This is a genomic window from Streptomyces noursei, assembly GCF_001646665.1.
GTDB lineage: Bacteria > Actinomycetota > Actinomycetes > Streptomycetales > Streptomycetaceae > Streptomyces > Streptomyces lavendulocolor.
Genome location: NZ_LWBU01000326.1, coordinates 1 through 12,052, shown reverse-complemented (window position 1 = coordinate 12,052; position 12,052 = coordinate 1). Strand labels below are relative to the sequence as shown.

At 75.0% G+C, this 12,052-nt stretch carries 10 protein-coding genes and 1 riboswitch; of the genes, 6 read left to right on the top strand and 4 right to left on the bottom strand.

All coding sequences use genetic code 11. The annotated features are described in order from the left end of the window. On the bottom strand, nt 1–1,424 hold a 1,424-nt coding region (locus A4V12_RS23290; RefSeq protein WP_234372307.1), incomplete at its 3' end, for an ABC-F family ATP-binding cassette domain-containing protein. A 515-nt stretch (nt 1,425–1,939) separates the two neighbouring features. On the opposite strand from A4V12_RS23290, the gene A4V12_RS23285 reads away from it, so the two are divergent. Beyond that, entirely contained in the window at nt 1,940–2,341 is a 402-nt protein-coding gene (locus tag A4V12_RS23285) for a VOC family protein (RefSeq protein ID WP_064071392.1), read from the top strand. A 118-nt stretch (nt 2,342–2,459) separates the two neighbouring features. Here the strand turns inward: A4V12_RS23285 and A4V12_RS23280 are convergent, their stop codons facing one another. From A4V12_RS23280 to A4V12_RS23270, 3 genes are all read right to left on the bottom strand, one after another. Continuing rightward, nucleotides 2,460–3,776: a hypothetical protein gene (locus tag A4V12_RS23280; protein WP_064071364.1), complete on the bottom strand. Its 1,317-nt coding sequence runs from the start codon at nt 3,774–3,776 to the stop codon at nt 2,460–2,462. Nucleotides 3,777–4,115: 339 nt separating this feature from the next. Continuing rightward, nucleotides 4,116–5,243, bottom strand: a complete 1,128-nt coding sequence (locus A4V12_RS23275) for an alpha/beta hydrolase (RefSeq protein WP_064071363.1) — start codon at nt 5,241–5,243, stop codon at nt 4,116–4,118. A gap of 85 nt (nt 5,244–5,328) precedes the next feature. After that, on the bottom strand, nt 5,329–5,979 hold the full coding sequence (locus A4V12_RS23270) for a class II aldolase/adducin family protein (RefSeq protein WP_064071362.1): 651 nt from the start codon (nt 5,977–5,979) through the stop codon (nt 5,329–5,331). Between the two features lie 378 nt (nt 5,980–6,357). Here A4V12_RS23270 and A4V12_RS23265 point away from each other — a divergent pair, with 378 nt between their 5' ends. From A4V12_RS23265 to A4V12_RS23245, 5 genes are all read left to right on the top strand, one after another. Next, entirely contained in the window at nt 6,358–7,617 is a 1,260-nt protein-coding gene (locus A4V12_RS23265; RefSeq protein ID WP_064071361.1) for an inorganic phosphate transporter, read from the top strand. A 12-nt stretch (nt 7,618–7,629) separates the two neighbouring features. After that, on the top strand, nt 7,630–7,851 hold the full coding sequence (locus A4V12_RS23260) for a hypothetical protein (protein WP_064071360.1): 222 nt from the start codon (nt 7,630–7,632) through the stop codon (nt 7,849–7,851). 160 nt (nt 7,852–8,011) lie between these two features. After that, nucleotides 8,012–8,083: riboswitch (cobalamin riboswitch) on the top strand. A 129-nt stretch (nt 8,084–8,212) separates the two neighbouring features. Next, on the top strand, nt 8,213–9,163 hold the full coding sequence (locus A4V12_RS23255; protein ID WP_064071359.1) for a cobalamin biosynthesis protein: 951 nt from the start codon (nt 8,213–8,215) through the stop codon (nt 9,161–9,163). Continuing rightward, nucleotides 9,160–10,674 carry a cobyric acid synthase gene (locus A4V12_RS23250; protein WP_064071358.1) on the top strand — a complete coding sequence of 505 codons (1,515 nt, stop codon included), beginning with the start codon at nt 9,160–9,162 and terminating at the stop codon, nt 10,672–10,674. Before A4V12_RS23255 ends, A4V12_RS23250 begins: the two co-directional genes overlap by 4 nt. Next, nucleotides 10,671–12,052: ATP-binding protein (locus tag A4V12_RS23245; RefSeq protein WP_159028919.1), on the top strand; the 1,382-nt coding region annotated here is incomplete at its 3' end. The genes A4V12_RS23250 and A4V12_RS23245, both read left to right, overlap by 4 nt.

The following is a 12,052-nucleotide window of genomic DNA, read 5'->3' as shown; positions in this document are numbered from 1 at the left end:
GGGTCGAGGTTGTTCGTCGGCTCGTCGAGGAGGAGGACGTTGGCCGAGGAGACGACCAGGGTGGCCAGCGCGAGGCGGGTCTTCTCCCCACCGGAGAGGACGCCCGCCGGCTTGTCGACGTCGTCACCGGAGAAGAGGAAGGAGCCGAGCGTCTTGCGCACCTCGACGAGATCCAGGTCGGGCGCGGCCGACCGCATGTTCTCCAGGACGGTGCGGTCGGGGTCGAGGGTCTCGTGCTCCTGGGCGTAGTAGCCCAGCTTGAGGCCGTGGCCGGGGGTGACCTGGCCGGTGTCGGGCTTCTCCACCCCGGCGAGCAGCCGCAGCAGGGTCGTCTTGCCCGCACCGTTGAGGCCGAGGATGACGACCCGCGACCCCTTGTCGATGGCGAGGTCCACGTCGGTGAAGATCTCCAGGGACCCGTAGGACTTCGACAGCCCCTCGGCGGTGAGCGGGGTCCTGCCGCAGGGCGCGGGCTCGGGGAAGCGGAGCTTGGCGACCTTGTCCGAGGCGCGGACCTCCTCGAGGCCGGAGAGCAGCCGCTCGGCGCGGCGGGCCATGTTCTGCGCGGCGACGGTCTTGGTGGCCTTGGCCCGCATCTTGTCGGCCTGCGAGTTCAGGGCCGCGGCCTTCTTCTCGGCGTTGGCGCGCTCGCGCTTGCGGCGCTTCTCGTCGGCCTCGCGCTGCTGCTGGTAGAGCTTCCAGCCCATGTTGTAGATGTCGATCGTCGACCGGTTGGCGTCCAGGTAGAAGACCTTGTTGACGACGGTCTCGACGAGGTCGACGTCGTGGGAGATGACGATGAATCCGCCGCGGTACGTCTTGAGGTAGTCGCGCAGCCAGACGATCGAGTCGGCGTCGAGGTGGTTGGTCGGCTCGTCGAGGAGGAGGGTGTCGGCGTCCGAGAACAGGATGCGGGCGAGCTCGACGCGGCGGCGCTGACCGCCGGAGAGGGTGTGCAGCGGCTGGCCGAGGACCCGGTCGGGGAGGCCGAGGGCGGCGGCGATGGTGGCGGCCTCCGCCTCCGCCGCGTACCCGCCCTTGGTCAGGAACTCGGTCTCCTGGCGCTCGTACTGGCGCAGGGCCTTGTCGCGGGTGGCGCCCGAGCCGCTCGCGATGCGCTCCTCGTTCTGCCGCATCTTGCGCAGCAGGGTGTCGAGGCCGCGGGCGGAGAGGATGCGGTCGCGGGCCATGACGTCGAGGTCGCCGGTGCGCGGGTCCTGCGGGAGGTAGCCGACCTCGCCGGAGCGGGTGATCGTGCCGCCGGCCGGGACCCCCTCGCCCGCGAGGCACTTGGTGAGGGTGGTCTTGCCGGCGCCGTTGCGGCCGACCAGGCCGATGCGGTCGCCCTTGGCGATGCGGAAGGAAGCGGACTCGATGAGGACGCGGGCGCCGGCGCGCAGCTCGATGCCGGTGGCGGTGATCACGGACAGACTCCAGGCGGTGGGGAAGACGGCGGAAGGACGGCGGGTGCGGTGGCTTCGACGCCGGCTAATGCACAGGGAGAATGGCCATAGGGGCCAGTCTAACGGGCGTCTGCAACTGCTTTTCGGCCATCTGCGGCCCGGCGGGACGCGGTGCGGGGCACGCGCGGGGCGGCCGTCCGCCCGGTCCGGGCGGCCCCGCCGGCCCCGCACCTCGGAGGTCGCGGACGGCGGTCGCGGGCCCCGGGAGCGGGGGCGCGCGCGGGACGGCAGCGATCCGGCCGTGGGGCCCCGGGAGGCGGCGCGGGAGGCGTCCCGGGACGGTTCACGGCGGCCGTGCGGGCGATTCGGCCCGGTTCAACACCTTCCGGTGAGCGGCGGGCGGTGCGGGCCCGGTTGTCGGTGGCGGGTGCCAGACTGAGGAACAGCTGAGATCCGGATCACAGTCGCAAGGTCGGAAGGTCGGGGACCGCGGGGTCGCAAGGTCGAGTCGAGCGCCGAATCGGAGAGTGATCAGCATGACGAACGTACCGAGCATCTATCCGACGATCCTGTACGAGGACGCGAAGGCGGCCATCAGAACGCTGAAGGAGGCGTTCGGTTTCACCGAGGTGAGCGTCTACGAGGGCGAGGACGGCTACGTCGTCCACAGCGAGCTGTCGTACGGCAACGGCATGGTGATGCTGGGCACCAGGGGCGGCGACGGGGTCTTCGCCAAGGCGATGGCCGGCGCGGGCCCGGTGGGCGTGTACGTGGTGGTGGAGGACACCGACGCCCATCACGCCCGGGCCGTGGAGCACGGGGTGGAGATCCTCATGCCGCCCACGGACCAGGAGTACGGCTCGCGGGACTACATGGCCCGGGACGCCGAGGGCAACGTCTGGAGCTTCGGGACGTACGCCCCCGGCGCCGCGGTCTAGAGGGGGTCCGGCCGGCCGGGCGGGAGCGGCGGGGTGCGGCGGCCGGCGTCGGGGCGTTCCCGGCCGTCGTGAGGCACCGTGGGCCCGGCAGGACCGGCCCGGGTCGCCCCGGGGCGGGTCACGCGCCTCCGGTGTGGACCTGGAAGGCCGCCCGGCGCACCGCCTTGGCGAGGGCGGGGTCGGGGTGCGCCGCGGCCAGGGCGACCAGGACCTGGACGGTGCGGGGGTGGCCCACGGCACGGACCTCGTCGAGCAGGGCGGGGACGGTGCCCTGGACGGCGGACTCCAGGTGGCGGACGAGGAGGGTGCTCTCGCCGTGGTCGGCGACGGCGGCCGCGGTGTCGACCCAGAGCCAGGTGGCCTCCTCGCGGGTCAGCACGTCGGGGGCGTCGTCCGGGTCGGCGCCCTCGTACTCGGCGAGCCAGAGCAGCGCGTAGGGGCGCAGGCAGACCTCTTCGGCGGCGGCCCGGACCTCGGCCTCCGCGGGGGCGCCGACGACCCGGAGGGCCTCGAAGGCGAGGCCGCGCAGCAGGGCGTCCTCGCCGCGGGCGACGGCGAGCAGTTCGGTGACGGCGCTGCCGACGGGCCGGGCCGCGAGCCAGGCGCGGTACTCGACGCGGGCGGGTCCGGGGGTGAGGCGGGCGCAGCCGCGCAGCATGTCCTCGGCGGACTGCTCGATGTGGCCGGCGGGGCTCTGTGCGGCCACGCAGATCTGCTCCAGTTTCACCCACACGGCCCAGTTGCCGAGCGGGGTGAGGGTGGCCTGGCCGTCGCCGAGGGTGAGGGCGCCCACGGCGGCGAGGCCCTCCAGGGCCCAGTCGAGGAGGCGGGCGAGGGAGTCGGCGTCCGGGCGGGGCGCCGGCCAGGGCTCCTGGGGCGCCTCGGGCTCCTCGGCCGGCTGTGGCGGGACCTCGCAGCGCTCCTCGCGGAGTTCGGCGACGCGCTGGCGGAGCAGGTCGAGCAGGGCGGGCACGGGCACGGGCCCGGCGGAGAGCTGAAGGAGGGAGAGCACCTGGGGGACGGCTTCCACGACCTCGGCGACGGAGGAGGGGGCGACGTCGCCGGGCGCCGGGTGGACGAGCGACCAGGCGTCGAAGAGCGCGACCCAGCCGCGCAGGACGGCGGAGTCGTCCCGGTCCCAGGCGCGCAGGCGCCAGCCGGGGCGGGCGGTGTCGCCGTGCAGTTCGACGAGTCCGGCGAGCCGGGCGCGGTCCCATCCCGCCCGGACCTGTGCGGGCGTCAGGCCCAGGGCGGCCGCGGCCCGTTCGGTGGCCGTCGGGGCGTCGGGCTCGTGGTCCCGGTCGCGCTCGACGGCGGCCCAGCGCGCGATGCGCACGGCGTCGGAGAGCACCGCCCGCGCCTGTCGGGCCAGCTCGGCGGGCGGCGGGGTCCCCTCGGGCGGCCGCGGCACCGGGCGGGTGCGCCGGGTCGTCACGGCCCGTCGGGCCGTGGTGAGGGGCCGCGGGCGGACGAGTCGGAGTCTGGAATTGCGCGCCAGTTGCTCATCGGGCTTTCGAGACGTCACGGGAGCAGTCTTCCCGCTGACGCCCCGAAAGCCCAAACGGAATCCGATTCGCCTGGTTCGCGCCCGTAATGCGGCCCGTTCACGGGCTGTTCGCCGGGGCGGCGCGGAGACCGGGGCGGGCGCGGGGGCCGGGCGGCGGGCCGGCGGCGTCGGGTGGCGGCGTCGGGCGGCGGGCCGCCGGGGAGCGGGCCGGGGGCTGGTCGGGGCGGGGCGGGCGCCGGTGGGGAGGTGACGGGTCTTCGGCGGGGGTCAGACGAGGGAGGTGAGGAAGCGGCGCATCGCTTCCTCGTAGCGGTGCGGGTCGGCGTTCCACATGGCGGAGTGCGGGGCGTCGCGCACGGTGTGGAGGGTGACCAGGTCGGCACGGCGGGCGGCCAGCTCCCGGGAGGTCTCCCAGGGGGCCAGGTGGTCGTCGGGGCCGTGGAAGAGGAGGGTCGGGACGCGGAGCCCCCGCGGGTCGGCCGCTTCGGCGAGCCGGTCGCCGTGCACCCCGGTGCTGCCCTGGGCGGCACGGACGGCGAGCGGGAGCAGCGGGGCGGGGACGCGGCGGGCGGTGGCCAGCGCGCGCAGGGTGGCCTCCCAGTCGAGGACCGGGGAGTCGAGGACGAGGCCGCTGATGCGGTCGCGGAGTCCGCAGTTGGCGGCCGCGTGAAGGGCCATGGCGGCGCCGGTGGACCAGCCGTGGAGGACGACGCGCTCGGCGCCGTGCCGCACGGCGTGGCGGATCGCGGCGTCCAGGTCGCGCCACTCGGAGTCGCCGAGGTGCCCGAGCCCGCCGGCGGGGCGGGGCGCGCCGGGGTCGCCGCGGTAGGCGGGTGCGAGCACGGGCAGGCGCATGCGGTGCAGGAATTCCATGACGTTCATGGGGTGCTCGCGGGTGGTGCCGATGCCGTGGACGGCGATGACCCAGGTGGAGCGGGCGGCGGGGACGAACCAGGCGGGCATCGCCCCGAGTTCGCCGGGCACCTCCATGTCCTCGTACGCGAGGCCGAGCACGTCGGAGGGGGTGCCGGTGTGGAGCTGCGGCGTGAACCCGACGCGGGTACCGGCCTCCAGCCGGCCGCCGACGACGCGTTCCAGGCGGCGGACGACGGTGTCCGGGCTGTGCGGTACGTCGTCCAGGACGGGACCGACGACGGCGTGGACGCCGGGGCCGGTCAGGCCGTAGGTGCCGGGGCGGAGGGAGGCGAGGCAGCGCGTCAGGACGACCTGGCCCGCGGCGGTGCCGTGCACGGTGAGCCGGGGCTCTCCGGGCAGGGGCCGGCCGGGCGCCACGTTGAGCGCGGCGCTGCTGGCGTACCGGCCGGCCGCGACCGTGGCCGCGCCGACACCGATCAGGGTGGTGACGGCCGCTGCCGTCGCTGTAGCCGGGCGCACCGTTCCAGTGTCGGCACGGGAGCGGCCGGATGCCAGTGGGCGGCGCCCACCGGCGTGGCGCCCGGGCCGGCGGCGGGCCGCGCGGTCAGCGGGGCTGGCCGTAGCCGCGGAACTTCTCCGCCGCCTCGTCCAGTTCGGCGGCCGACAGCAGGGCCGGGCCGGGGCCGGGCACGGACCGTGCGGCGAGCCAGACGCGGCACATCCACTCCAGCTGGGCCGTACGGTCGTAGGCCTGGTCCAGGGAGTCGCCGTGGGCGATGGTGCCGTGGTTGCGCAGCAGGCAGGCCGTGCGGCCGTCGAGGGCGCGGACCATGTGTGCGGCCAGCTCCTCCGTCCCGTACAGGGCGTAGGGGGCGACGCGGACGGGGCCGCCGAGGGTCGCGGCCATGTAGTGGATCGGCGGGAGCTCGGTGACCAGGGTCGAGACGGCGGTGGCGTGTACGGCGTGGGTGTGCACGACGGCGCGGGCCGTGGTGCGGCGGTAGATCTCCAGGTGCATGGGCAGCTCGCTGGTGGGGGCGAGCCGGCCCCGTATCCGGGTGCCGTCGAGGTCGACGGCCACGAGGTCGGCGGGGGTGAGCCGGTCGTAGGGCACTCCGCTGGGGGTGACGAGGACGACGTCTCCCACCCGTGCGGAAACGTTTCCCGAGGTGCCGACGACCAGCCCGTCCGCCACTGTCCTGCGGGCGGTGCCGACCACCGAGTCCCATGCCCGTTCGATCGCGTCCTGTGTCATGCGCCCGATCCTGTCAGCCGCCCAGCCGCCCGTCCCGGCGGCCCCGCCCCGGGGCGCCGGCCGGGGCCGGAGGGGGCGGGGGTGGCGGGCGCGGGTGACACCGCGCCGCCGCGGGGCCCGCACGGGCACAGGGGCGGAGGAAAGGGCGGGACGGGGGTGAGTGAGGAGAATCTCTTCCGCGGGCCGGCGCACCGGCGGAAGGACCTTCGGCGAGGGGTCCGAAACGCCCGGATCCTGGGGTTCCGGGCCCTCCGCGCTCACAAGCGGAATGGCAGGACACCGGTGGGGGTCACCATGACGCCCGACCCAGTTCACCTTCCGTTCACTCAGGTTGCCTACGTTCGCCGAACCACTGACGTCGAACGATTGCCTGGGTAAATGGAACACATCACGCTGCTGCTCGCCATTGTGGTCGTGACAGCTCTAGTGTTCGATTTCACGAACGGTTTCCACGACACCGCCAACGCGATGGCGACCACCATCTCGACCGGCGCGATGAAGCCCAAGACGGCGGTGGCCATGTCCGCCGTGCTGAACCTGGTCGGTGCCTTCCTCTCCGTCGAGGTCGCCAAGACGATCTCCAGCGGCCTCGTCAACGAGGACGGCATCCAACCCGAAGTGATCTTCGCGGCGCTCGTCGGCGCGATCCTGTGGAACCTGCTGACCTGGCTGGTCGGTCTGCCGTCCAGTTCCTCCCACGCCCTGATGGGCGGCCTCATCGGCGCCACCGTCGCCTCGGTCGGCATCGGCGGCGTCAACGGCGGCGTCGTCGTCACCAAGGTCCTCATCCCGGCCGTCGCCGCGCCGCTGGTCGCCGGCATCGCCGCGATGCTCGCCGCCCGCCTGACGTACAAGGCCGGGGCGAACATCGACGAGAAGTCCGGCCGCAAGGGCTACCGCGCCGGACAGATCGCCTCCGCCGGTCTGGTCTCCCTCGCCCACGGCACCAACGACGCGCAGAAGACCATGGGCATCATCACCCTGGCCCTGGTCGCCGCCGGCGCCCTCGCCCCCGGTTCCAACCCCCCGGTCTGGGTGATCGTCTCCGCCGGTCTGGCCATCGCGCTCGGCACCTACCTCGGCGGCTGGCGCATCATCCGCACCATGGGCAAGGGCCTCACCGACCTCCAGCCGCAGCAGGGCTTCGCCGCCCAGACCAGCGCGGCGGCCGTCATCCTGGCCTCGTCCAACCTGGGCTTCTCGCTCTCGACGACGCACTCCTGCTCCGGCGCCGTGATGGGCGCGGGCCTCGGCCGCAAGGGCGGCGTGGTCCGCTGGTCCACCGCCACCCGCATGTTCGTCGCCTGGGGCCTGACCCTGCCGGCCGCCGGCCTGGTCGCCGCCGGCTCCGAGCTGGTCACCCGGCAGGGTGACTGGGGCGTCGCCGCCGTCGTGGTCTTCCTGATCGCCTCCTGCACCGCGATCTGGTTCATCTCCCGCCGCCAGGTCGTCGACCACACCAACGTCAACGACGTGGACGCCGAGGGCACCGACGAGCCCGCGGGCGTCGTGACCACCGCGATCGCGGCCGTCACCCCGCCGCCGGCCGGCACCGTCACCGACCTCAAGGCCACCATCCCGGCTCCCGCCGGCGAGGACACGGCATCCACCACCCCGGCTCCCGCCGCCACGGTGTAAGGAAAGAACAGCATGAAGATCGACTGGGCAGCTCTCGGCTCCGTCTTCGGGGTCAGCCTCCTGGCCACCGTCGCACTGGTGGGCCTGTTCACCCTCGGCATCGTCGGCCTCTCCAAGCAGGAGACGGCCTCCGCGAACGGTGGCTCGGCCACCCTCGCCCGCTCGGGCGCGTACGCCTGCTTCGCGCTCTGCGCGGCGGCCGTGGCCTACGGAATCTTCCTCATCGTCACCTGACGACGGACGCGCGGCGGCGCCCCCGGAACGGTCGGTCGTTCCGGGGGCGCCGTCGTGCGCGCGGTGTGTGCCTCGGCACACCCTCCCGTCGCAGGTCAACGGCGAGTTGACGGGCGTTCGCGGGGCGTGGTGGACTGCCGGGGCCATTACGGCGGCAGGAGAGGAAGCCGGTGCGAATCCGGCGCGGTCCCGCCACTGTGAGTCCGCCCCCGGGCGGATGAGTCAGGAACTCTCGTCGCCGGTCACGTCGAGCCAGGGCGCGGACCCTGAGTGAGGACATCGCCCATGCCCGGCTGCCGTTCAGCTGCGTACACACGTCCACCAGCACCCGGTCGGCGAGGCGTATCGGCGGGCTGATCCGATGCGCAACGACCGTGTCTTCGCGTACGGCGCCGCCGCCGGGCTCGCCGCCGACCTGCTCCTCGCCGATCCCCGCCGGGGACACCCCGTGGCCGCCTTCGGGCGGGCCGCCGCCGGTGTCGAGGGCGTGCTGTGGCGCGACCACCGCGCGTGGGGCGCGCTGCACGCCGCCGTGTGCGCCGGTGGTGCGACCGCCGCGGCGGCGCTCGCCGCCCGGGCCGCACGCCACCGGGGCGCCCTTCCCGTCGCGCTGACCGCCGCCTCCGTGTGGGCCGTCGTGGGCGGTACCTCGCTGGGCCGCGAGGCCCGCGCCATCGGCGGCGCCCTGACCGCGGGTGACCTGGACGTCGCCCGGGAACGGCTGCCGCACCTGTGCGGGCGCGACCCGCAGGCCCTGGACGGGCCCGGCATCGCCCGCGCCGTCGTCGAGTCGGTGGCCGAGAACACCTCCGACGCCGTGGTCGGCGCCCTCGTCTGGGGCGCGCTGGGGGGCGTGCCGGGGCTGGTGGCCTTCCGGGCGGTGAACACCCTGGACGCGATGGTGGGGCACAAGTCCCCGAGGTACCGCCGTTTCGGGTGGGCCTCGGCCCGCCTCGACGACGTCGCCGGGTGGCCCGGTGCCCGTCTGACGGCCGCCCTCGCGGCGGTGGCGGGCGGGAACCCGCGCGGCGCGGTACGGGCCTGGCGGGCGGACGCGGCGAAGCACCCGAGCCCGAACGCGGGCCCGGTCGAGGCGTCCTTCGCGGGCGCGCTGGGAGTACGGCTCGGCGGGACGCTCTCGTACGGCGGCCGCGTCGAGCACCGGCCGGTGCTGAACGGGGAGGGCCGGGCCGTGGAGGTGGCGGACATCGAGCGGGCGGTGCGGTTGTCGCGCCGGGTGGGTGTCCTGACTCTCGTGGTGTGCGCGGGCGGGCGGCTGGCGTACGGGGCGATCAAGCGGAGGCGTACATGAGCAAGGGTGGGGGGCTGCTCGTCGCGGGCACCACGTCCGACGCGGGCAAGAGCGTCGTCACGGCCGGCATCTGCCGCTGGCTGGTGCGGCAGGGTGTGAGGGTCGCGCCGTTCAAGGGGCAGAACATGTCCCTCAACTCGTTCGTGACGCGCGAGGGCGCGGAGATCGGCCGCGCGCAGGCCATGCAGGCGCAGGCGGCACGGGTCGAACCGACCGCGCTGATGAACCCGGTCCTGCTGAAGCCCGGCAGCGACCGGTCCAGCCAGGTCGTGCTGATGGGCAAGCCGGTCGGCGAGCTGAGCGCGCGCGGCTACCACGGCGGCCGGCAGCAGGCGCTGTTCGGCACGGTCGTGGAGTGCCTGGAGGAGCTGCGGAGCACGTACGACGCCGTCATCTGCGAGGGCGCGGGCAGCCCCGCCGAGATCAACCTCCGCCGCAACGACATCGTCAACATGGGCATCGCCCGTGCCGCCCGCTTCCCCGTCGTCGTGGTCGGCGACATCGACCGGGGCGGGGTCTTCGCCCAGTTCTTCGGGACGACGGCGCTGCTGGCGCCGGAGGACCAGGAGCTGATCGCCGGCTACCTGGTGAACAAGTTCCGGGGCGACGTGACGCTGCTGGAGCCCGGCCTGGACATGCTGCTGGGGCTCACCGGCCGCCGGACGTTCGGTGTCCTGCCGTACGCGCACGGGCTCGGCATCGACGAGGAGGACGGGCTGCGGGTGTCGCTGCGCGGCGCCGTGCGCGAGTCGGTCGTGGCGCCGCCGGTCGGCGAGGACGTGCTGCGGGTCGCCGTCTGCGCCGTACCGCTGATGTCGAACTTCACGGACGTCGACGCGCTGGCCGCCGAGCCGGGTGTCGTGGTCCGGTTCGTGGACCGCCCGGAGGAGCTCGTCGACGCCGACCTGGTCGTGGTGCCCGGCACGCGCGGCACGGTGAGGGCGCTGGCGTGGCTGCGGGAGCGGGGGCTGGCGGACGCGATCGTCCGGCGGGCCGCCGAGGGCCGCCCCGTGCTCGGCGTCTGCGGCGGTTTCCAGGCGCTGGGCGAGCGCATCGAGGACGAGGTCGAGTCCCGGGCCGGTGAGGTCCCGGGCCTCGGCCTGCTGCCGGTGCGGGTGCGGTTCGCGCCGGAGAAGACGCTCGCCCGGCCGGCCGGCGAGGCCCTCGGCGAGCGGGTGGAGGGGTACGAGATCCACCACGGCGTGGCGGACGTGCGCGGCGGCGAGCCGTTCCTGGACGGCTGCCGCGTCGGGGCCGTGTGGGGCACGCACTGGCACGGCTCGCTGGAGAGCGACGGCTTCCGCCGGGCGTTCCTGGCGGAGGTGGCGCGGGCGGCCGGGAGACGGTTCGTACCGGCCCCGGACACGTCGTTCGGCGCGCTGCGCGAGGAGCAGCTGGACACGCTCGGCGACCTGATCGAGGAACACGCGGACACGGACGCGCTCTGGAAGCTGATCGAGCAGGGCCCGCCCACAGGACTTCCCTTCATCGCACCCGGAGCACCTTCATGAGCAACGCACCCCACTACCCCTTCACCGCGATCGTCGGACAGGACGACCTGCGGCTCGGGCTGCTGCTGAACGCGGTGTCCCCCGCCGTCGGCGGTGTCCTGGTACGCGGTGAGAAGGGCACCGCCAAGTCGACGGCCGTCCGCGCCCTCGCCGCCCTGATGCCGGACGTGGACGTCGTCGCGGGCTGCCGCTTCTCCTGCGCGCCCGGCTCCCCCGACCCCGGCTGCCCCGACGGCCCGCACACGGCCGCCGAGGCGGTGCACCGGCCGGCCCGCATGGTGGAGCTGCCCGTGGGCGCCTCCGAGGACCGGCTCGTGGGCGCGCTGGACATCGAGCGGGCGCTCGCCGACGGCGTGAAGGCGTTCGAGCCCGGGCTGCTGGCGGACGCGCACCGGGGCGTGCTCTACGTCGACGAGGTCAACCTCCTCCACGACCACCTCGTGGACCTGCTGCTGGACGCGGCCGCCATGGGCGCCTCCTACGTGGAGCGGGAGGGCGTGTCCGTACGGCACGCGGCGCGTTTCCTGCTGGTCGGGACGATGAACCCGGAGGAGGGCGAGCTGCGGCCGCAGCTGCTGGACCGGTTCGGGCTGACGGTGGAGGTGGCCGCCTCCCGGGAGCCCGACCAGCGGGTCGAGGTGGTGCGGCGCCGGCTGGCGTTCGACGACGACCCGGCCGCGTTCGCGGCGCGGTGGGCCGGTGAGGAGGCCGCGCTGCGGGAGCGGATCGTGGCCGCGCGGGCGCTGCTGCCGCAGGTGCGGCTCGGGGACGCGGCGCTGCGGCAGATCGCCGCCACGTGCGCGGCGTTCGAGGTGGACGGCATGCGCGCGGACATCGTGATGGCGCGTACGGCGACGGCGCTGGCCGCGTGGGCGGGGCGCACGGACGTCACGTCCGACGACGTACGGCAGGCGGCGCTGCTGGCGCTGCCGCACCGGCGCAGGCGCAACCCGTTCGACGCCCCGGGGCTCGACGAGGACAAACTGGACGAGACGCTGGAGGAGTTCGGCGGCGGGGACGACGACCCGGACCCCGATCCGGACCCGGACCCCGGCCCGGACGGCCCCGGTGGCGGCCCGGACGGCGGTGGCGGTGTGCCCCCGCAGGGCGGGGAGCCGGAAGCAGCGCCCGAGGACGCCCCGGCGCCCGCTCCCGCGCCCGCCGCCGGCCCCGGCGCCGGTGAGCAGGCGCCCGTGAAGGCCGCCGAGCCGTTCCGCACGAAGGTGCTGAGCGTCCCGGGCCTGGGCGAAGGGGCGGCGGGCCGCCGCTCCCGGGCGCGTACCGAGCACGGCAGGACGACCGGGGCGCGCCGGCCCCGGGGGACGCTGACCAAGCTGCACCTGGCGGCGACCGTGCAGGCGGCCGCCCCGCCCCCGCG